The 22426-nt window shown below is 45.4% G+C and carries 11 protein-coding genes; 4 read left to right on the top strand and 7 right to left on the bottom strand.

Annotation, left to right across the window (positions count from 1 at the left end; genetic code table 11):
• Positions 1-27 precede the first annotated feature (27 nt).
• The 7 genes from LX99_RS06535 to LX99_RS06505 all read right to left on the bottom strand — a co-directional run bounded on the left by LX99_RS06535 (position 28) and on the right by LX99_RS06505 (position 14010).
• Entirely contained in the window at positions 28-2409 is a 2382-nt protein-coding gene (locus tag LX99_RS06535; protein ID WP_109607133.1) for an ABC transporter permease, read from the bottom strand.
• A 115-nt stretch (positions 2410-2524) separates the two neighbouring features.
• A complete protein-coding gene (locus LX99_RS06530) occupies positions 2525-4945 on the bottom strand; it encodes an ABC transporter permease (RefSeq protein WP_109607132.1) in 2421 nt (806 codons plus the stop codon).
• A gap of 553 nt (positions 4946-5498) precedes the next feature.
• Complete coding sequence (locus tag LX99_RS06525; RefSeq protein ID WP_109607588.1) at positions 5499-6377, bottom strand: helix-turn-helix domain-containing protein; 879 nt, start codon at positions 6375-6377, stop codon at positions 5499-5501.
• A gap of 214 nt (positions 6378-6591) precedes the next feature.
• On the bottom strand, positions 6592-8541 hold the full coding sequence (locus LX99_RS06520) for a glycoside hydrolase family 97 protein (RefSeq protein WP_109607131.1): 1950 nt from the start codon (positions 8539-8541) through the stop codon (positions 6592-6594).
• 39 nt (positions 8542-8580) lie between these two features.
• A complete protein-coding gene (locus LX99_RS06515; RefSeq protein WP_211318967.1) occupies positions 8581-10662 on the bottom strand; it encodes a glycoside hydrolase family 43 protein in 2082 nt (693 codons plus the stop codon).
• 65 nt (positions 10663-10727) lie between these two features.
• A complete protein-coding gene (locus LX99_RS06510) occupies positions 10728-12332 on the bottom strand; it encodes a glycoside hydrolase family 43 protein (RefSeq protein WP_211318966.1) in 1605 nt (534 codons plus the stop codon).
• A gap of 40 nt (positions 12333-12372) precedes the next feature.
• Complete coding sequence (locus tag LX99_RS06505; RefSeq protein ID WP_109607130.1) at positions 12373-14010, bottom strand: alpha-L-fucosidase; 1638 nt, start codon at positions 14008-14010, stop codon at positions 12373-12375.
• 832 nt (positions 14011-14842) lie between these two features.
• Here LX99_RS06505 and LX99_RS06495 point away from each other — a divergent pair.
• From LX99_RS06495 to LX99_RS06480, 4 genes are all read left to right on the top strand, one after another.
• A complete protein-coding gene (locus tag LX99_RS06495) occupies positions 14843-15421 on the top strand; it encodes an RNA polymerase sigma-70 factor (RefSeq protein ID WP_022830489.1) in 579 nt (192 codons plus the stop codon).
• A 57-nt stretch (positions 15422-15478) separates the two neighbouring features.
• Positions 15479-16624 carry a FecR family protein gene (locus LX99_RS06490; RefSeq protein ID WP_109607128.1) on the top strand — a complete coding sequence of 382 codons (1146 nt, stop codon included), beginning with the start codon at positions 15479-15481 and terminating at the stop codon, positions 16622-16624.
• Positions 16625-16912: 288 nt separating this feature from the next.
• A complete protein-coding gene (locus LX99_RS06485; RefSeq protein ID WP_109607585.1) occupies positions 16913-20374 on the top strand; it encodes a TonB-dependent receptor in 3462 nt (1153 codons plus the stop codon).
• A gap of 34 nt (positions 20375-20408) precedes the next feature.
• Entirely contained in the window at positions 20409-22292 is a 1884-nt protein-coding gene (locus tag LX99_RS06480) for a RagB/SusD family nutrient uptake outer membrane protein (RefSeq protein ID WP_109607584.1), read from the top strand.
• Positions 22293-22426: the final 134 nt, after the last annotated feature.

The following is a 22426-nucleotide window of genomic DNA, read 5'->3' as shown; positions in this document are numbered from 1 at the left end:
CTCCTCCGCAGAGGGTTGGCTCAGGCCTTATTCAGACCTCAAACTTTTAACCGGATTAGTCAACGCGGCCTTTATCGCCTGGAAACTTATGGTAGCCACGGCCACTAAAACTGCCAGGACACCGGCCAGTACAAACACCCACCATTGTATATCAATACGGTAAGCGAAATCCTTGAGCCATTGATGCATAAAATACCAGCCTACAGGCATGGCTATTAAACAGGAAATCAATATCAGTTTCAAAAAATCTACCGACAGCAGGTTGACAATACCCGGTACTGAAGCACCAAGCACCTTGCGGATGCCTATTTCGCGGGTACGTTGCAGCGTACTGTATGATGCCAGGCCAAGCAGGCCCAGGCATGAAATAAATATGGCGAGCACGGCAAAATTGAGGAACAGTTTGCCAAAACGCTGCTCGGCACGGTATTGCCTGTCGAAAAATTCATCTAAAAAATAATAGTTATATGGCCTGTTAGGAATAAATTGCTTCCATTTATCCTCTATCCGGGCCAGTGTAGCACTTAAGTTTTGGAGGGATACTTTGATGGTAATGAGATCAAGGTTTTTAAGCTCGATGCGCATGGTGAGCGGCTTGATCACCTCCTGTAATGAGCGGAAATGAAAATCCTTCATTACACCTACTATCTTACCTTCACGCCCCCACTGTTTAAACCGCCTGCCGATAGCTTCTTTAGGCGAACTATAGCCAAACAACTTAACTGCAGCTTCATTAATAAGCATAGCCTGGGCGGTATCGGTACTAAACTGGCGCGAGAACGCCCGACCTGCAACCATTTTTATTTTAAATTGATTTACGTAATCATAATCAACAAAATACAGATCAAGATTGGCAATTTGCAGGTCGCCCTTTTTGTTTTCTATCTCCGAATAAGCGCCACTATTCCCCCCGCCCGGGATACTTGAAGCCGAGGCAGTGGAAACAACGCCGGGAATAGCGTTGATGGCATTTTTCAATGCATCTTTGCCCGCATCACCATTGGTATTCAGCACCAACATCTGATCTTTGTTAAAACCAAGATCGCGGTTTTGCATAAAGCTCATCTGGTTGTACACCACTATTGTACCGATAATAAGCGCGATAGAGATGCTAAACTGTGCAATTACCAGCGTTTTACGTAACGCCCCGCCTTTTTTGCTCCCGGCAAACCGCCCTTTTAAAACCATTACCGGTTTAAAGGATGATAGCACAAGCGCGGGGTATAAACCAGCAACCAGGCCGATACCTACCGATGTTGCAAACAGAATAATAACGTAGCTCAAATTTGAAAAGATACCCGTACTAATGGTTTTACCCGCCAATTGGTTGAACATTGGCAACAGCAAAACTGAAATGACAAGGGTGAGCAAAAAAGCGATGATACACAACACCACCGATTCGCCGATAAACTGGCCTGCAAGCTGACCTTTTTCGGCACCCACAACTTTGCGGATCCCTACCTCCCTGGCGCGTTCAACCGAGCGGGCAGTAGTAAGGTTGATAAAGTTTATACAAGCAATTAACAAAATAAAAGCAGCTACGATACTGAATATGTACACATTACTGATACTGCCAACTTCTGGCCCACCCCTTTTTGAATAAAGATAGGTTGATTTTAAAGGCTCGAGGAAGAGGGTATAAAACATCTGGCTTTTTTTCATGCCTTCGCCATCCCTGTTTTGCAAAAAGGACGGCATTTTAGCCTCAAACGCTTTTGGGTTGGTGCCAGGCTTTAATAACAGATAAGTTGTTGCGCCAAAATTACCCCACTGATTATCGATGCCGGTGTTAAACTTTTGTGTTAACGTAGTCATGGATATAATCATATCGGCTTTAATTTGGGAGTTAGCCGGAAAATCCTTCACTACACCGGTTATCGTGGCCGGGATACCATCTCCTGTCACCAATACGGTTTTACCTACCGGATCGGCGGTACCAAAATATTTTTTTGCAGTTGATTCGGTAAATACGATACTGGCCGGGGCGTTAAGCGCGTTGTTTGGGTCGCCTTTCAGCAACTTAAAATCAAAAACCTTAAAAAATGTCGAATCGGCAAACATCGAGTTTTCTTCCTGGAACTTTACATCCCCCTTGCGCACCAAAAAACTACCTTCACTCGTGCGTACAAAGGCTTCCACCTCGGGCATATCGGCCTTAATATTAGGCGCAAATGCCCACGATGTGATACTGGTATTGATGGTTTCGCTCGGGGTTTTAATATCGGTTACCAACCTGTAAATCCTATCGGCTTTGGTATGAAACTTATCGTAGCTCAACTCAAAGGCAACATACATAAAAATGAAAAAACAAGCGGTTATCCCGATAGAGAGGCCCGTAATATTAATAAACGAAAAGCCCCGGTGCCGCCAAAGGTTCCGGAAGGCTATTTTGATGTAGTTCTTTATCATCTTATTATTTCATTTACTTCGTGTCATTCGCTGCGCGTCATTGAGTCATTAGGTCATTTTGGTTTGTGCGCCATTCAGCAATAACTTAATGACGCACAGCAAATGGCTCAATGCCCTATTCTGATCGTAAACTTTTAACAGGGTTTGCCAAAGCAGCCTTAACCGCCTTGTAACCAACAGTTATCCAGGCAATCACCAACGATGATGCTATGGCTAATACAAAAATCCACACGCTCATGGAAATCCGGTACACAAAGTTTTGCAGCCAGCCGTTCATGATATACCAGGCAGCAGGCATGGCAATGATGAACGAGATACCGATCAATATCATAAACTCTTTAGAAAACAGGAACACGATACTGGTAACTGAAGCGCCCAATACTTTACGTACGCCCACCTCTTTGGTACGCTGAACCGCCATAAATGATACCAGGCCATATAAACCAAGGCACGAAATAAATATGGCTATGCCGGCAAATACCTTGTATACAAGCGCCATCTTATTTTCCTGTTCGTAAAACCTGGCTATGCTTTCGTCAAAAAAATAGCCGTTGTAGGCATACTCCGGGTAGGTACTTTCCCAAAGTTTCTTGAGTTCGGCTACTGTTTTACTTAGGTTACCGGTTTCAATTTTAATACCTACCTGTGCTTCATAACCTTTGGAAGATGATATGACCATGGGCTTGATGGCATCCCTAAGCGAATTAGTTTTAAAATCCTGGACAACCCCTACTATAGGTTTCCAATGGCCGCCCCCAAGGCGCACCATTTTACCAATCGCCTCTTCGGGGTTTTGAATCCCCAATTTATGAATAAACGTTTCGTTAACTACATACTGTTTAACGGTATCACTAACATCATACCCTTTTCCTGCAACAAATTTCAGCCCGTAAGTTTTAAAGTAGTCAGCGTCGCCAAACTTCATAAAAGTGCTGAAACCAATATCCTTATTGGAGTTATTGAAGTAGAAATTGGTGCCCCAGTTATTTTCTGAAGAGGGCACATCCGATGAAAAGCTTACCGCCTTTACATTTTTATTTTGCAACAATTGATATTTGAAAGATTCCATTTTTCCCAGGCTCACACTATCGGTATAGCCGGGGATAATGAGTAAAGCATTTTTATTAAAGCCAAGATCAGCGTTGTTCACAAAATCCATCTGGTTTACAGCCACTATTGTACCTATAATAAGCAGTTGCGAAATAGCAAACTGCGCGATAACCAAAGCCCTGCGTAACGGGATGCCCCCTATTGATGCTGCGGTGATCTTGTTTTTTAGCGCCAGCACCGGCTTAAAGCCCGACACCACCAAAGCAGGGTAAACGCCGGATAACAGGATAATAGCCGCTACACTGATGATTAAAAACAGCACACTGCCGGCGCTGAACAGGCTGATATCATCCGGTACGTTAGCGATATTTTTCAATTGCGGGATAACCAACCTGGCAACGCCGATGGCGAATAATGCCGATATGATGACGATAATGGTAGTTTCGCCGATTACCTGCAAAATAAGCTGCGGGCGGGTACTGCCCAATACTTTACGGATACCAACTTCTTTTGAGCGGCCAACGGATTGCGCGGTAGAGAGGTTGATAAAGTTAATGGATGCCATGATGATGATCAGCAAACCGATAAATGACAGTGTGCGCAGGGTAGCCATGCTGGTGCTATGATCACCAAGCGGGTTACCGATGGCCTTATCAAAATGCATATCGGCCAGCGGCTGCGGAACCAGAACCCTTTCTGAATGATTGTCTTTTTTAAAATGTTTTGCCGAAAAGGCTTTGAACTGTGCATCGATATTTGCCTGGCTCATGTCCGGAGGGAACAGCATGAAGATTTCGTGGCTGCTGCTGGTGGAGTGCCAGTCGTCGTTATAATCATAAGCTTTGGCATGCTGTTTCCAGGTAACGAAGGATATCATTACTTTAAATGGAAAATCAGAGTTGGCCGGTGCATCTTCTACAACACCGGCAACTTTAAGGGTTAAAACATTATCCATGCGGACGATTTTGCCCATGGCACTGTGCCAGTCGCCAAAATATTTGGCAGCAGTAGTCTTATCCAAAACTACCATATCCGGGTCTACAAGCGCTGACGCGCTGCCGGCCAGCCATTTATAGCTAAAAATATCAAAAAACTGGGGTTGGATAAACAGTACGCCAATGCTCTCAATAAACTTCTTATCCCCGGCGTTGCTTCCAGCCGCCTCGGGTACAGTTAGCTGGCTGCCGTAACTACTATTTAAAGCAGCCACCTTAGCCTGCGGAAAATCTAATCGCAGCGCCTCGGTTGCCGGAACAGCCGCGCCGGGGTTGGTAGTGGTTTCCGCTTCTGATTTACTTCGGGTGGTAATCCTGTATATGTTTTTATAGTTCGGATTAAACGTATTAAAACTTAACTCAAATTTTATAATCACGAAAATGAGTAAACAGGCGGCAATACCAACAGTTAAGCCTGCAATATTTATGGCCGAATAACCTTTGTGGCGGATAATATTACGCCATGCTATTTTGAAGTAGTTTTTTAACATATCCAACTATAAATTTCTGCCAGTAATGTAAAACCTATACCAAAATATAAAAACTCTGATTATCAACAATTTAAATCATTACAAAATCAAAAACTGTTCGCAAGTGTAACACTGTGTGTTCGGTATTGATACAGTGTTTAATCCCGATCCGGAAGGTTTGATTTCGACTTTTTTATGGGAGACTAAAGGGGGTAACTATCGACAGGATAACGGCTAAAAACAAGTAAACCCTAATTTTCATGAGGATAAAGTAATTACCCGTAACTTTTTTGAACTGAGCGGTTGTTTCATAATCAACACCATGTTTACTTACTTTGCGCTTGAGTTGCTTTGTAATAGTTAGCAAAACATTTTCCACAGATTCGGTATTTACAGTTGCAGATATGTTATAGTAGGCAAGTCCTGGAGTGGTTTCTATGTTGACATCGTATTTCCTGCATATAGCCGGAAGTACATCTTTTCTTTTCCTTAAGCGTCCTGCTTATCGAGTTTACCGCGGTCTCTTTTGAACAAGGTGGTAATCGTCAGCCATAAAAAGTTATGCAAAAACTACTCAATTTACTTCTTCTATTTTTGCCCGGTAAACGCTGGGCGATGTGCCGGTAATCTTTTTAAAGATCCTCGAAAAATAAGACACGCTTTCGAAACCCGTTGCCGCGGCTATTTCCGTAAATGTCATCTGTGTGGTTACGATCAGATACTGCGCCCGCTCCACTTTTTTGGTAATAATATAATCGATAGGCCTTGCCCCAAGGTGGAGCTGGAAAAGCCTTGAAAAATGATCTACGTTTTGATTAGCCTGCTCAGCAAGCATCGTCACCGTAATTTTCCGATCCAGATTCATCAAAATATAGCTTAGGGCATGGTGTATTTTGCAAGGCATATTCCGGAATTTTTTCGGCTTAAAGATATCAGCTGTCAGGAAGCGCGATACCAGTTGAAGTATTATGGCATGTGTTTCAAAATAATCGGCAAGGCCCTGCCGGTTGTTCAATTCCTGATACTCTTCGTAATATATTTTTTTTTCATAAATCCTGGGATTATCAGAGCGGTTGATACCGCGGCCGGGGTTAATTTGCAGCAGGCGGTTAAAGTTCATAATATCCAGTTGGGTAACCGGCACCTTATATATCGACCTGTTATCGGCGAAAAGAGAGACGCCATCGGTCGATTCTTCAAAAAACTGGATGAAATACTGGCTTAAAAAACTGCTGCATCTCAAATCGCATGGCGTAAAGCTGGGAATAAGGTAGAGGTAACCGGCTTCCAGTTGATGAACGATTCCGGTACTCACTATTTCGCCAAAACCAGCGTCAATGTAGTACAGCCGGTAATAAGGACTCATTACCCCGCTGTAATTCCACTTTTTTCCGAGTTGAACATAATCAACGTTCAGTAATGAAAAAGTATGTCGCAGTACCCTCCTAACCATGTTTTGCATTTTGCCTGTGTCAAAGTAGCACAACAAATTTCAATAACAAAATCCTTTAGCTTTAAATTCTGCTTTATTATAACGCAACTTATTTACGCACCAAAAGGCCGCATTTCAACCAGGATACCAGTAACAGACAACGCCAGCTGCTTATGGCCATCATTGTCTGTTATTGAAAAAGCGAGCGCTACATACAGTTAAATAAGGTAAATTATTATTCTATCACACACACAAAACCACCCCTGGCTAAACACTTCACATTGGTTTTCTGATTTGCGGATACCTTTTGAACGTCAGACCTGAATGAAGTGTCATTTTCGCCATCGCTTATAATGAACATCTTAGCTGATTTTTGCTTGATGAAGCTCAGGTTAAATTGTAAATTCTGTGCGGTATCTTGTCCGTTCAAACCGCCGATATACCATTTTTTGCCGTGGCGGCGGGCTATGACCACCTGTTTGCCGGGATAGCCGCTCAGCAGGCGGGTTTCATCCCAGGCGGTTGGTACTGTTTTCAGAAAATTCCTGGGCGCATCCGGCAATGCATAAAAGGCTTCCGGCCGGTCGGCAAAATTTTGCAGGGCCGATTCAAACACTACCGACAGCGCCAGCTCGTGCCCGTAAGAGGTAATATGCGGGTGCTGACTGTTAGAGAAGGTTACAGGAGTATAATCCATCGGACCAATCACGTTGCGGGTAAACGGAAGCGTGGCGTTGTGCGCAGCCGCTTTTTTAGTCAGATCGTCATTATTGTTATACCACTCGGCACCGCGCACAGCTTCTACAGTCATGAGGTTGGGATACGTACGTGACCAGCCGCGGGGGATGGTTGCACCATGAAAGTCAACCATCAGATGATGCTCGGCTGCATCTTTCAAAATATCGAGGTACATTTTGATCATGTCCTGCTGGTCTCCGGCAAAAAAGTCGATCTTTACGCCATAAACTTCAATTTTATTGAGCCATTCAAACTCTTTTAAACGTTTATCCCGTGTACGCATCCGATCAACCGGCGTAGAGGTGCACCATTCGGTAGTACCCGAATTATACCACAGCATAGGCTTAATGCCTTTAGAACGGGCGTACTTCACGGCATCCTCCATTTTGCCGCCATTAGCCATCTCATCCCATTCCCAATCAATCAATACGTAAGGCCAGTTCATTTTATAGGCCAGGTCTACATACTCGGCAACCTTTTTATAATCTTTAGAACCATGATTGTAAGCCCAGTATACCCACGCAGCCGGGCCCGGAACAACCCAATCTGGGTTAGCAACTTTGCTGGGCTCACTTACATCAGTAATCAGGGTTGACTGAACTACTGTGGCCAGCGAGCCTAATATCAGCGTATGCCATTGCGAGGCCCACGGTAGCAGCGCCACATCCCCCTGTTGCTCAAACCCTTTACGTGGCTCAGGGTAAGTAACCCGGTAAGTATTCAAATTTCGGGCATTACTGAGCCTGGCGGCACTATTTTGCCCGGTATTCCCCGCTTCTGATATTAAGTAATATAACTCATGGCCGTTTACTTTAAACAGCGCCGGATATGCCCACTGCTGCAATTGCTCTCCATGGCCATCCGTGCTGTATGGAAAGTAGTTCTCGTAGCCAATATCGTATTTTTGCACCCAACGCCCGGTTTGTTCGGGTATGTGGTAAGCTGTATATTCATCTTTTACATTAACGGGCTGATCAGTCCATTTAGGTAACAAGTACCTGAACGCGATGCCATCGTTATAAACCCGGAAGATAACATTAAGCTGCCTGCCTGCGGTATTCGTAAACGTAAACGAACGTTCGATGGCGGCATTGGTACACAGGCTTCGTTTGCCGGTGAGCATCTTATAGCTTTCACTTATTCTTTTTATTGCTCCTGCACTCTTCAGATCAATGTTCCTGAATTCCTCCTGAGCGGTTGATAAGCCTAATTTATTACCCTGCATTACCGTTGTAAGCCGGTCGCCTGTTTTGTAATAAACGTCAAAACCCGCCGATACCACCGAATCGTTACCGGCCTGGTAACGGTTGTGCAAAACCAGTTTAATATTGCCGTTGGGTGATGTAAGCTGGTACGTAGTGTGTTTTTGACTATAAGCATTGCCATAACCAATCAGGCAAAGCAAGGCTGCAGCGACCGCGTTCTTTTTAGGGGATAAAATTTTCATTATTTGAGTAAATATTCGATTGATATAGATTAATAATTGTTATTGGGTTACTTCATGCCAGGTAAAAACAGTACCGTCTTTTTTGCCGGGCAGGGTTCCGGCCCAGTCGGCGCCATAAAGCTCGCCGGTATTGGGGTTGAGGCCTATAAAACGGTTGGTGTGCAGCGATAGCAGCATGCACTCGCCCCGCAGCATATCCTGCCACATCAATAAACTGGCGGTAGTTTCCTGCTTGGCAAGCCGCACATCGGCTGCCATACCCCGGCCGCTAATGGTTACAAAGCCGGTACCGTTCAGGGCCTGCAGCACCACAAGGCCGTTGCCGCGGTCGAGCACCTTAAACCGGTAGCCCGCATCTTTTTCGTCAGCGTTATACCTGTCGCCCGGAACAAGCATCCCATGTGGATCGGCCCACACCATGCGCTGGTCGGCCAGGTTGGTTAAGGTGATTATTTTACCTATGGGCAGATTTTTTGAACGATCGGCCATCGGCTCTTTCAACTCAAATTTACTGAAAGCCGCGTAACCACCTTCCTTATCAAGGGTGTTATAAGCAAACAGCGCGAAGCGGGTACCCTGAAACGTTTTTAACTGGTAAGGCAGCCGGATACTATCGCCAATGCTTTCAAAACGGGTTGCGCCGGTACTAAAACTCAATTGGGCAATATCATGATCAAAATCGCCAAAGGCACGTAAACTTACCCGCGGCGATTTTAGTGGTATATTTATTGTTTGATGTTTATACTGGTCAAAAAAGCGCAGCGTATACTGTTTGCCCTGGCGCAATACTGCTACCCAGGCGTAAGGTATGTTCATCAACCCTAAACCGGCTATATCGCCATCTTCCAGTTGCGAGGCATCCAGGGTAACTGTTGCTTCGCTTTGTGGCCCTACGCCGCGCTGTGTAAGGGTATTACGGGCCCATAAAAAGTCTTTGGCAGGCAGGGTATACAGTTGCAATTCGCCGTGTTTAAGCTTCCAATGCGTATAGACGGGGTTGTGGTTCCATTGCCAGGCATTGGATAGCCGCCCCGACTTGAAATCATCGCTGCGCAGGTAAGGAGCATGAGGCGTAGAGGTATTGTTGGGCTTAAACCATGTTTTGGGCGAGCGACCGGGATTGCCTGGTATACCAAAGTAAGGCCAGCCATCCGCCCAGGTAACAGGCGATAAAAACGTGGTGCGGCCCACCGACCTGAAATCCATCATCGAAAAACCCCACCACCCGCCATCGGGCGTATCTACTATACCTCCCTGATGCATCGGCACCGACCCGAAAACCTGTCCGTTGAGTTTGGTCATGGTTAAACTATCTGAAGCAGAAGGTAAGGGTGTTTCCTGGCCCATATTATTGGTAAACCACCCCAGCGAGGTGCCCATTGTTTCTTTGGCGCTTATAACTGTAGTTTCGTACGGACCGTAAATATTGGCAGAACGGGCGCACTGTAAACGGCCGCCATCGGCATTGGTGATGTAGTATTTACCGTTGATTTTATAAAAGTGGTTACCCTCGCCCATAGCCTCACTTTTAGGGATGAGGAGCCTGTCGCTATTCGGCACGAAGCCGCTCAGATCAGGCTTCAGCTCAATCATCCTGATTTCGGATTGGCCGTAAACGATGTAAATCCTGTCGACTTCAAACAGCGCCGACAAATCATAAATCGGCTTTGCCAGATCGTGCCGTTTCCAGGGGCCTCCCGGATTTTTGGCAGTAAATACCTGCAGGCCGTGCCGGTTGATATTGGAGAAAATGTAGAAATTACCGTTATGATACCGGATGCATGGCGCCCAGATGCCCTGCCCGTAAGCTTCCTTGCCGTTACGCAGGTTAAAGTCATCACTGTCATCAAACCGGGGCAGCGCATAGCTCAGCAGCTTCCAGTTCACCAAATCGGTTGAGTGCAGCACCGGCAGGCCGGGCACGCTGTGCATGGTGGTGCCGGTAATGTAATAATCGGTACCAACCCTGATCAGGTCGGGGTCAGAAAATTCATCATAAAACAACGGGTTGGTGTAGGTGCCGTTGCCGTTATCCGCAGTCCATGACTGGGCCGCGGCGGTGCGCATGGTTAACGCGGCGTAAACAAAAAGGACTAATAAGTAGTACTTGAAGCTGATCATCAGTTCTGGGAAGCTTTGTTAAACGATTTTGAACGTGTTTATCTACTATTAAAATGTCACACTTGTTAGTTAGTATACCGGTAGTGCATATAGTCTACATCAATATAACCGGCCTCCTGCTCATTATTAAAGCTGTAAATGGCCAGCCTGTCGCCACGATACGATCCCCAATTTAACTGGTATATTTCACCAAATTGCTCAAAATCTTTTCCATTAGTGCTGTAGCTAAATTTACTTTTTCCGTCAAGCCCCCAAACGGTGCGCAGCCAAAGGGTACGCGCTTCTATTACCGGTCCTGCAATGGTACTATCTTTGGTAAAAAACTCGAGTTGTTTAACCGTACCTGTACATTTCAGGCCTAAGGCCGCGTAATTGGGGGAACCGAAGTGTGATAGCCCTGCGCGCTGTCCGTTCGCCATGCCGCTCACATCAATTTTTATGGTGGCATTGTTGGTAACGCTACGGTAGCACCGCTGGGTGATGGTGTTGCCTGCTTGCAGCAAATCGTTTTTAAGCGGTTTGAAGGCCTGCAGCCTGAGCCAGCCCTTTCTTTGGATTAACGACCATTTGCCTGCGCGGGGCTGGTAGTTCCATTCCCACTGCGGCCCGGGCGCGGTACCCTCAAACTCATCCGAACTTTGTGGAACTACCCGACCGCCACCCTTTACCGGCATAGGTGCCTGCCAAACCATTTCGCCAATACCGGCAGCGTTGGGTTTGCCAATGATGGGCCAGCCATCAATCCAGGTCACGGGGAGCAGGCTCATGATGCGGCCAGACCAGTCGCCCGAGCCGTGGTGGGTTAAAAAGTACCACTTACCTCCCGGCGTTTGTATTAATCCGCCCTGGTTTGGTTCGTTAAATTGCGGCTGCCCCTCGCTCAACTGCCGTGGCCCCTCGTACGGCCCCCAAATGTTTCTGGCCCGTTCCATCATCAGCACACGCACGTGGTTTCGCACCTCGCTAAACAGGTGGTAATAATAACCGTTAAATTTATAAAGCTTGTTGGCTTCGCTGCCTTCCGACCGGTATATTACTTTATCCGACTTTAAGTTGAGCGATGCGCCATCGGCAGACATTTTAAACAAATGCACGTTGTAATTATCGGCAAATCTGGTGCCCACCAAATATCCCTGCCCGTTGTCGTCCCAAAAAGGGCAGGGGTCATCCCATCCCGTTTCGGCCAGTACATGTTTTAAAGGCGTCCAGGGGCCTTCGGGCTTCGCTGCCGAACTCATGAAATAGCCTTCGTCCGGGTCGCCGAAATAAACCCAAAAACGCTTGTTATGATAGCGGATAGCCCCGGCCCAGATGCCGCGGCCATAGCGGTCCATCCGGGTATAATTCATGGCTGGCGATATGACCGAAATATCATTGACTACGTGCCCCTTGATGCTCCAGTTTACCAAATCTTTAGAGTTCAGGATGATAAAGCCGGGCGAATACTGAAACGTAGACGATACGGCGTAATAGTCATTTCCCAAACGTATACAATCTATATCCGCATAATCGCCGGGTAATACGGGGTTGCAGTAAGTACCGTCAAGCTGGTCGCCCCAGCGTACCCAGTTGCCCCATATCGGGGCGGCCGTTTGTTTAATTTGCGAATTAGCTTTGCCAAAACAAAGCAGGGTAACTATCAGGAAAGCAGTAGCTATTGGTCTCATCATGATCTGTAATTACGGGAATAGGATATGTTACCTGAAACCATTAAGCAATAGCTCCGTTTATTTTAAAAACATACGCAATATCGCCGGGGCGACTTTGCGGTAAATTGATTTTTAAGCCTTCGGTAGTTTGTTCAAAATGCAACGGGGCATCACTACCCGGCATACTCACCCGCTGTACTTTATGTACATTATTGAGCGCGAGTGTTTTAATGAGCGCCTTATTGTTGTCAGGCCAGCCCATCATCGTAGCGTACAAAACCTTATCCTTTTTTACAAACCTGAAATCCGTAGCCCCTAAAGGCTTGCCGCGTCCCTCATTAAAGCCCTGCATGTTTAGTGGCGGCGCGTCAGCCATAGCAGGACCCTCACCAAGTACTGTCCATGGCCGGGTGCCGTAAATGCTTTCACTATTCGTCTGCATCCAGGCCACAATGTCTTCCACCACAGCACGCTCTTTACTGTCGATAGTGCCATTGCCGCGCACCGGGACGTTCAGCATAAAGTTGCCGTTTTTACTCACTACATCAACCAAGGTTTGGATCACGGTTTTAGCGGATTTATAGCCATTGTTATCGTACAAAGAGCGTTCGTAATGCCAGTTGCCCAGGCAGGTGTCGGTTTGGCAGGGCTCCGGTTCTATCGTATTGCTCTGGCCCCGCTCAATATCCCATACCATGCACTTGCGCTGCTGTTCATCAAGCACTTTACCAAACAGAACAGCCTCTAACTTGCCATGCCGTTTAATGCTTGTATTATACATATGCGCGGCTATGCGCAGTCCGGCATCGCTTACTGGCCATAAGGGTAATACGGTATCGTCAAAATAAATTACATCCGGCCCGTATTTATCAATCAGTTCGATGGTTCGCAGGTAAAACTTTTCGCAGTAAGCCTTGGTTGGTACTGATACGCCGTTACCCCACCCCCACTGACTGTGGATCATGCCGTTATCCTGGCTGTTTTTGCTTAAAGAGTGGTTTTGAGCGTACAATTCCTGCGGATCTTCACCATCCCACCATTTACCCTTTCCGTCGGCCCTGGTCACAATACCATCGTATGGCACCCCGGCCAGCGGGCCGGTTTTATCTGCCCGTTGCGCGGTTTCCATCCAGCTCCAGGCATGTGCTGCATGTACGCTTACGCCAAAACGCAGATCGTTATTTTTTGCCGCCCTGGCCCAACCGGCAATGATGTCTTTTTTTGGGCCCATGCGCATGGAGTTCCACTTCTGGTGTTTGCTGTCCCACATGTCAAAGTTATCGTGGTGGTTAGCCATGGCCATGAAATATTTGGCGCCTGCCTTTTTGTATAAACCTACCAGTTCATCAGGATCCCACTGTTCGGCCTTCCATTCGTTAATAACATCCTTAAAACCAAATTTAGACGGGTGCCCGTATTTCTGTAAGTGGTAATTGTACTTCCATCCACCCTCCATGTACATTTCGCGAGCGTACCAGTCGCCGGCTTCGGGCTGGCACTGCGGCCCCCAATGTGCCCACATCCCAAACTTGGCATCGCGGAACCATTCAGGTACCTGGTATTGCGCTAACGAATCCCAATTGGGTTTAAACGGTCCGGCGGCATAATCTCTATTTAACAGGCGGCCTGCATAACTTTTTGACAGGTATAACGAGGATAAACCTAACGCCATACCTTTTAGTACATTTCGTCTTTCCATATAAGTTCAGATAATCAAGCAAAAAAAGCCAGGCAACTATCCATCATTAAATTTATGTTTTGATGTTTATAATCGGTATCGCTACAAGGCTGTGATGATACATTTGACAAATGTAAAAGGCCGAAATGCTAAAACTTTTGCCAAATAAGACTTTCTTTTGCACAAATCCGACATTTATACGTGATCTGAATTTGTTTAAGGCTAAGAAAAGTGATGATTTTAATCCGTTAATCCTAATTACGGGCCAGGTACCCGCTTTTAAAATACATGGAATTTTCTGGAATTGTAGGTTCGATTTGTTGTGATACTTTTGCAGTTTTGATTTAGATCGGGCGTTATATTTTCAGCAAACCTGTTTTGCAAAAAGCCAGGGTTGTAATAAAAAAAACAAACATCGGCTACAGGTTTAAATCTATTAGCAAACGTCAATCAAACAGAAAACAGCTTCGGTTTCAATCGCCGGGACTCATCAGCAAATGTCTTTATTTCCTTAACATCCAGAGCTCGTAGTCAACCGTGCTGATAACTTTAAGCTTAATTTAATTATAAATTGACCCCGTCTGTAACTGCCTGCAACTAAACGAAATAAATTTCCTTCGTAAAAATAAATTTGCTTTATTGTATTTTAATTAGAAACTTAGATTATTACACCTGCCAATTAGTTTCAAGATTTTGTTATGTCTTTACCGGAGTTGACAGGCCCGTTTTACTCAAATGCGTTTAATGTCAAAATCACACTTAATACATTCGCCCGTTAATAACCTGATTGGCTTCAGGCAATGGCTGTTGTTCATCAGGTGGTGTGATTTTTTTGATAACTTAAAGAATCCGGATGACCAGGTATAATACACTAAGTGATTCTGAACTAACAGATCTTCTGGAGGCAGATGACCGGCTGGCCTTTGCAGAGATTTACGACCGCTATTTTAGCCTCTTGTACCTTCACGCCTTTAACCGCGTAAGGGATAAAGAAGAAGCGAAAGATGTGGTGCAGGAACTATTCGCGTTTTTATGGGCCAATCGTCAATCCATCGAGTTTAAAACCAACCTGTCAAATTATTTATACACCGCTACCCGAAACAGAATACTGAATGTTATAGGCCGTAAACAGATTCACGAAAGATATCGGTTAAAGCTCCCGGCGGAGATCGCCGCCCCTGCCGTGACAGATCATTTGGCGCGTGAACGACAGCTAACCGAGATTATCAATAAAGAAATACAGGCCTTACCGCCTAAAATGCGTGTAGCTTTTGAGATGAGCCGCAAGTATCACATGACCTATAAAGAGATAGCTGGTAAGCTGGATATTACCGAACAATCTGTAAGGAGCCATGTAAAAAATGCGCTTAAAGTGTTGAGGGTTAAGTTAGGTATCATCATATTTTTATTTTTTATTTTATTTAATCAATAATTTTTACCCCCATGGCTACGGTGCTATTTGTCTATAATTTAATAAGCCATTAGCCAGTTGAACCCAAAAACCAATCTTCAGGAGTTATTAAATAAATATTACGCGGGTACAATAACCGACGAAGAGCGTATTTTATTGGAGGAGTGGTACACGCGATGGAACCCGGAACAGCAGGTTGTTTCGCCCGAAGAAATTGACCAGCTAAAAGCGGATGTATGGCAATCGCTAAACGTTAACGAACGCCCGGCTGCAACCAAATGGCTATGGCCCAAAATAGCATTGGCGGCATCTGTAATACTTTGTTTAACGGCAGGCATTTACAATTATCTTTCAAGTTCAAAAGCCCAACAACAGCCGCTTAATGCTAAAGCCAGGAAAACAGACATTGCGCCCGGTGGTAACAAAGCCGTGCTGGTATTAAATAACGGCGTAAAAATTGATTTAAACAGCCAGACAAACGGAACTGTAGCGAAACAAGGCAATGTTAAAATTGTAAAAACTGCTAACGGCAGGTTGGCTTACGCTCCAGACGACATAGATGCTTCTACTGTAGTTTACAATACCCTGAGTACGCCGCGCGGGGGCAAATATGATTTGACTTTAGCTGATGGTACAAGGGTATGGTTAAACTCAGCCTCGTCCATCACCTATCCTACGGCCTTTAAGGGAAATGAGCGCACGGTAAATATTACCGGAGAAGTTTATTTTGAGATTGCGCATAATCCTAAACAGCCTTTCCGGGTAAATTTCAAGGGACATACTATCGAAGATATCGGCACGGAGTTCAATATCAATGCCTACGATGATGAACCGGTGGTGAAAACTACCCTGGTAACAGGCAGTATCAAATTATCAAGAAATTCAAAAAGCGTAACACTCCGTCCGGGGCAGCAAAGCATTACCTCTTTATCCAACACTGATATAGCGGTTCAGGAGGCTGATATTAATGAGGCGATAGCCTGGAAAAACGGCCTGTTTAAATTTAAAAAAGCAAAAATTGAGGATGTTATGCGGCAGTTATCACGCTGGTACAATGTTGATGTTGCCTATCCCTACGGCGTTCCTAAAACTGTTTTTTCCGGAGAAATGATCAAAGACGCGAACGCTTCGCAGATACTGGATATGCTGACTTATTTTAAAGTGAACTATGAAATTGCACAGCAAAACAATGGCCCCGAAAAGAAAATTATAATTAAACCTTAACCTGATAATTAAATAACCAATTACTTACAAACTAACCTAAAAACCATGAAAAAATTATTACGTCAAATAACCTGATCAGAAAACAGGGTTCTTAAAAGAACGCAGAAGTGGTTCGAAGCACTTCTGCGATAAATGTTTGAGTCAACCCTTCCGAGTAAATCGGTAAAACAATTTGGAGTATTATCTTATGTATGAACCTCAAACCCAACAAATGTAATGAATTTTACAGGTGTCCTGACAGTGTTATGCCCCAAAAAAGGCTCGCTGATCCATAAACTTATTATGGTTATGAAACTAACCACCCTCCTACTCATAATTACGCTATTACAGGCGCACGCTAAAAGCTATGGTCAAAAAATCAGCTTAAGCGAAAAAAATGCCCCTTTAGAAAAAATACTAACCCAGATCAAAAACCAATCAGGCTATGTTTTTTTATATACCGATCAAGACCTGGCCAACACCTCCATCAGCGTCAACGTTAAGGATGCTTCGATCGAGGAAACTTTGAATGCCTGTTTTAAGGATGTGCGGATCGGGTACAAAATCACGGGTAAAAATATCCTGCTGAAAGCAACCGACCCTCCAACAGCAACTGCAGTAACTTCACCTCCGCCGCCTATTACCGTTAAGGGAAGGGTAGTGGATGAAACAGGGAAACCCCTGATGGGCGCTTCGGTAAAAATAAAAGGTGGAAGTTTGGGTACACAAACCGATGCCGAAGGACGATTTACATTGAATAATGTTCCGGATGATGCCGTTTTGGTTATCTCCTTTGTGGGATTCAGCAGCCTGGAAGTACCTGCGAAAAAGAACCTCGATAACATAAGGCTCACCCCTTCTGCTTCAGATCTGAGCCAGGTGGTTGTGGTTGGTTACGGCACGCAGAAAAAGGTGGTCGTTTCTGGAGCGGTATCTGATGTAAAAGGCTCGGAACTTGCCAAATCGGCATCCGTTAACCTTTCCAACTCCCTTGGCGGCCGTTTATCCGGCGTAGTTGCTATCCAGTCAAGCGGCGAGCCGGGTGGTGATGGCTCTACGATCAGGATCCGGGGTATTAACTCTTTATCGGGAGGTAATACCGATCCGCTGATTGTAATTGACGGGGTGCCGGGGCGCGCCGGCGGTATTGACAGGATCAATCCAAACGATGTGGAAAGCATATCGATTTTGAAAGATGCATCAGCGGCAATATACGGTTCAAGGGCAGGTAACGGTGTAATTTTGGTCACTACCAAGCAAGGCAAATCAGGCAAGCCGCAATTCAGCTATGATTTCTATTACGGCTTGCAACGCCCCACCCGTACACCTAAAATGGCAACCGCACCGGAATATGCCGAAATTATGAACGAATTACAAATATTCGATTCCGGATTAGATCAAAGCAAGTGGAACGATGCCTGGCAGGCTTTAAAAAGCACGGGCACTTACACCCGGCCCGACGGCAACGGCACAATAAACGCGCCTTTCTCGCCGGAGGCCATGCAAAAATTCAGGGATGGATCTGATCCGCTGCGTTATCCAAATACCGATTGGTTTGGAACGGTGTTTCAAAAATGGTCGCCGCAACAGAGGCACAACCTTCAGGTTACGGGCGGTAACGATTATACCAAATACCTTGTTTCGTTAGGATATTTAAACCAGGATGGCTTTTATAAAAATTCGGCCACCCGGTACAAGCAATATGACCTGCGGATCAACGTAGAATCAAAGGTTAGTAAATACATCACTACCACTTTAAATGTTACCGGCAGGGAAGAAAACCCCAACTACCCCACTGTAAGCGCCGCCAACATCTTCAGGTTTATTATGCGCGGCAGGCCAACCGATGTAGCCATCTGGCCCAATGGTTTAGCCGGTCCGGATATTGAAAACGGTATTAACCCGGTTGTAGCTACCACCAACCAAACCGGGTATGATAAAAACACCAAAGATTACCTGCAAACCACCGGTAAAATAGAAATTAAAGTGCCCGGCGTTGAGGGCCTGAAGTTAACAGGAACCGCATCACTGGATAAATTCTGGGACAGGCAAAGCACCTGGAGAACACCGTACGAATTGTATTCGTGGGACAAAACTACCCTCAACAGTGATGGCAGCCCGCAATTACAGGTTAAAAACTTTTATCCCGACCAGTTTCATACACCAAACCTTACAGAAATAAATATCAACGAGCTGGATATAAACCTGACCGGTATGATCAATTATGACAGGAATTTTAATGGTCATGCCGTATCATTAATGGCAGGTGTACAGCGCCAAACTGCTAACAGCAGCGGCTTTACGGCTTTTAAAACCAACTTTATATCCTCACAAATTCCGCAACTATCATTTGGCCAGGAGTTGGGGCAATCAAATGGCGCTAACAACGTATTTAAAAGCGCGCGCTTAAGCTACTTCGGTTCGGCAAATTACAACTACAAAGAAAAATATATTGCGCAGTTTCTTTGGCGTGTAGATGGCTCGTACATATTCCCGCCCAGCCACCGGTTTGGCTTCTTCCCCGGCGTTACGGCAGCATGGCGTATATCGGAAGAGGGGTTCTTTAAAAACAACATTCACTTTGTAGATAATTTAAAGTTAAGGGGATCATGGGGCCGCATGGGCGCAGAGGCATATTACGGCGGCGCGCTTAAAGAATACCAATACTTAACCTTATTGGCCACCAGCAACAACATGTTTAACGGGCAGCCAGTCGCTACTGTTTACGAAGGCACCGTACCCAACTACGATTTTACCTGGGAAGTTGCCAACAACACGGATGTTGGTTTGGAAGCAAGCTTTTTAAACAGCCGCTTATCCGTAACATTCGATTATTTTTATAACCTGCGCTCCAATGTATTGGCGCCTAAAACCGGGTCGATACCGGCCAGCGCGGGTATCCCGGTGTACAACTTCCCTCCTGTTAACCTTGGCAGGTTAAAAAACTCGGGATATGATTTCAGTGTAAACTACACTGACCGTGCCGGTGATTTTAATTACAGTGTTAGTGTAAACGCGGGATACGCCAAAAACAAAGTATTGTATTTTGACGAAACGCCAGGTGCGCCGGACTACCAACGCGCTACAGGCCACCCTACAGATGCCTGGCTGTTATATCAATATGACGGCGTTTTTAAGGATCAGGCAGATATCAACGCCAATAAACTTGACTACAGCGGATTAGGCATTTCAAACTCCAGCTTAAGGCCAGGGGATATGAAATTTAAAGACGTAAACCACGACGGTAAAATTAACGGCGACGATAAAATAAGGATGGATAAAAACGGTACGCCAACCTTTACCGGCGGTGTTAACATTAACCTGGGTTACAAAGGATTTGACCTGAGCGTACTTATTCAGGGAGCTACCGGCGGCTTACAAAAAATCGGGCTTACCGAATCAGGAAGTATAGGTAACTACCTGCAGTGGTCATATCAAAAACGCTGGAGCATTGATAACCCCAACAGTCTCTATCCAAGGTTATCCGACTCTAACAGCGGCGCTACCTACTTCACTTCAAGCGCGTCAGACAATAGTTATTATGTTATCAACAGCAATTACGTGCGGATAAAGAATGTTGAGCTGGGTTACACGCTTCCGAAAGAATGGATCCAGAAGCTGGGCCTCAATTCATTCAGGATCTATGCAAACGGCATCAACCTGGCCACTTTTGATAAGATCAAAATCTGGGATCCCGAATCTACCAATACCAGCGGTCAATACTACCCGCAGGCCAAAGTAATTAACATGGGTGTTAAAGTTACTTTTTAAGCACGTCTGCTAACTCATTATGAAAGGAATTGATATGAAAACGATTAAAAAAAATATAAACCTGTATACGCTTTTGCTCATCATGGTTTTGGGTACGGCTTGTAAAAAGGATTTTCTGAATGTAACTCCCCCCAACCAGCTATCGGCAGATGTGGTTTGGAGCGACCCAACTTTGGCCGAAGCTTATATGAACGACGCCTACAAAGGCCTGGTTAACGGCGGGTTATCAGAACAGATGCTCGCCTCAGTGTCTGACGAGTCGTTATTTAACCACACTGGTCGTGGTATCGATATCGTTAATACGGGCAACGTGAGCCCAACTACCACCGGCTGGATAGATGATTCGTGGAACTGGGACAGGATGTACCTTTATATAAGAACCTGTAATACGGCTATCAACAGGATTGTGAGCGGTAACAACAGCATTTCGGACCAGGCCAAAAAAGACCAGTTTTTAGGTGAAGCTTATTTTTTGAGGGCTTATTACTATCAGCAATTGTTACGCTTTTACGGCGGCGTTCCCCTGATTACCAAAGTATATAACATTACCGATGATCTTAAGGTAAAGCGTAATACCTATGAGGAGTGCGTAAATTTTATTTTAAAGGATTGCGATGAAGCGAACAGGTTGTTATCCGGTAAAACAATGGATCAGGGTCGTGCTACGGCGCTTGCGGCCCTCGCCATCAAATCGCGGGTATTACTTTACGCGGCAAGTGATCTGCATGATAAAGCCAAACTAACGGCGAAAGTTGGCGGTATTCCTGATCAAACTCTTCCGCTGCTGTGCTATACATCAGGCAACCAGGCCGACCGCTATCGCCTGGCGCAAACCGCGGCAAAGGCGGTAATGGATGCTGATGCGCGTACGGGTTATAAACTTAATTTATCCGCACCTGTTTCGGCCAGCCAGGGAACAATCAATTATGCAAGCATTGCAATGGGAGGAGGCAGCAAGGCGCCAAACATTGATCCATCTGCTGCTTCTGAAATCATCTTTGCAAAATATTTCCTGCTGCCAAACTACGCCGTAACACCCAATCTTTATAATGGTCCTAATGGCTACCATAACTGGGGTGGAAATTCGCCCATCGGTTTATTGGTTGATGATTATGATATGCAGGATGGCACACCGTTCAGCTGGTCGAACCCGTTAGAAAAAGCTAATCCTTATCAAAACCGCGACCCCCGTTTTTATGCCACAGTTTTATACGATGGCGCTGACTGGAAGCCCCGCGATAAAGTATCCGGCAATGTTGATCCGGCCAACCAGATTCAAACCGGAACTTATGATTTGATGGTGAGCGGCAAACTAACATCTTTTAGCGGACTGGATACCCGGAACAGCTCGTTAGAAAACTGGAACGGAACCTACACCGGCTATTATTATCATAAATTCACCGACCCTGATCCTAATATCATCGATCAAAACATGCCGCAGACTATTCCTTGGCCTTTTTTCAGGTATACCGAAGCAGTGTTGAATTATATTGAAGCTTCTATTGAACTTGGAGATACCGGCCCGGCTGTAGCCTGGTTAAACAAGATCCGCTTTAGGGTTGGTATGCCTGCCGTTACCACCACCGACCAGGCAAGCCTCAGAACCATTTACCGCCATGAACGCCGGATTGAGATGGCCTTTGAAGAACAGCGATATCATGATGTGCGCAGATGGCTGATAGCCAACGAAACTGTTGGCAGGAAAGTAACCATCGTAACTGTTTCCGGAAAGTTTAAACCAGGAAAAACACAGTCCGCTCCGTATCATTATGATCCGTCGGTTTATGATTACACCTACACCCCATCCGAATATAATGTATTGGAGAACAGGGCATGGAACAACGCGCTCTATTTCAGACCAATCACCCGCGACGAAATGAACAAAAACAATTTACTGGTGCAAAATCCGGGATATTAAAATAGCTGAAAGAAAACCCCTTAAGCTGGGTTAAACAGTTGTTAAAAATAAAAGGGGCGTCCGGCGGGATGCCCCGTTTTTGTAAGCTACCCCACCATTTTGAATTAATGAGATCAACATGCGGTCGGTGATAT

Source organism: Mucilaginibacter oryzae, assembly GCF_003148845.1.
Taxonomy (GTDB): domain Bacteria; phylum Bacteroidota; class Bacteroidia; order Sphingobacteriales; family Sphingobacteriaceae; genus Mucilaginibacter; species Mucilaginibacter oryzae.
The sequence above is the reverse complement of the archived record's forward strand: the minus strand, read 5'-3'. Positions and strand labels throughout refer to the sequence as shown.

Bases quoted from the DNA above. Each gene is read 5' to 3' on its own strand.
- LX99_RS06510 (WP_211318966.1), bottom strand. From the start codon at position 12,332: ATGATGAGACCAATAGCTACTGCTTTCCTGATAGTTACCCTGCTTTGT.
- LX99_RS06530 (WP_109607132.1), bottom strand. From the start codon at position 4,945: ATGTTAAAAAACTACTTCAAAATAGCATGGCGTAATATTATCCGCCAC.
- LX99_RS06525 (WP_109607588.1), bottom strand. From the start codon at position 6,377: ATGGTTAGGAGGGTACTGCGACATACTTTTTCATTACTGAACGTTGAT.
- LX99_RS06515 (WP_211318967.1), bottom strand. From the start codon at position 10,662: ATGATCAGCTTCAAGTACTACTTATTAGTCCTTTTTGTTTACGCCGCG.
- LX99_RS06505 (WP_109607130.1), bottom strand. From the start codon at position 14,010: ATGGAAAGACGAAATGTACTAAAAGGTATGGCGTTAGGTTTATCCTCG.
- LX99_RS06495 (WP_022830489.1), top strand. From the start codon at position 14,843: ATGACCAGGTATAATACACTAAGTGATTCTGAACTAACAGATCTTCTG.
- LX99_RS06485 (WP_109607585.1), top strand. From the start codon at position 16,913: ATGAAACTAACCACCCTCCTACTCATAATTACGCTATTACAGGCGCAC.
- LX99_RS06535 (WP_109607133.1), bottom strand. From the start codon at position 2,409: ATGATAAAGAACTACATCAAAATAGCCTTCCGGAACCTTTGGCGGCAC.
- LX99_RS06520 (WP_109607131.1), bottom strand. From the start codon at position 8,541: ATGAAAATTTTATCCCCTAAAAAGAACGCGGTCGCTGCAGCCTTGCTT.
- LX99_RS06480 (WP_109607584.1), top strand. From the start codon at position 20,409: ATGAAAACGATTAAAAAAAATATAAACCTGTATACGCTTTTGCTCATC.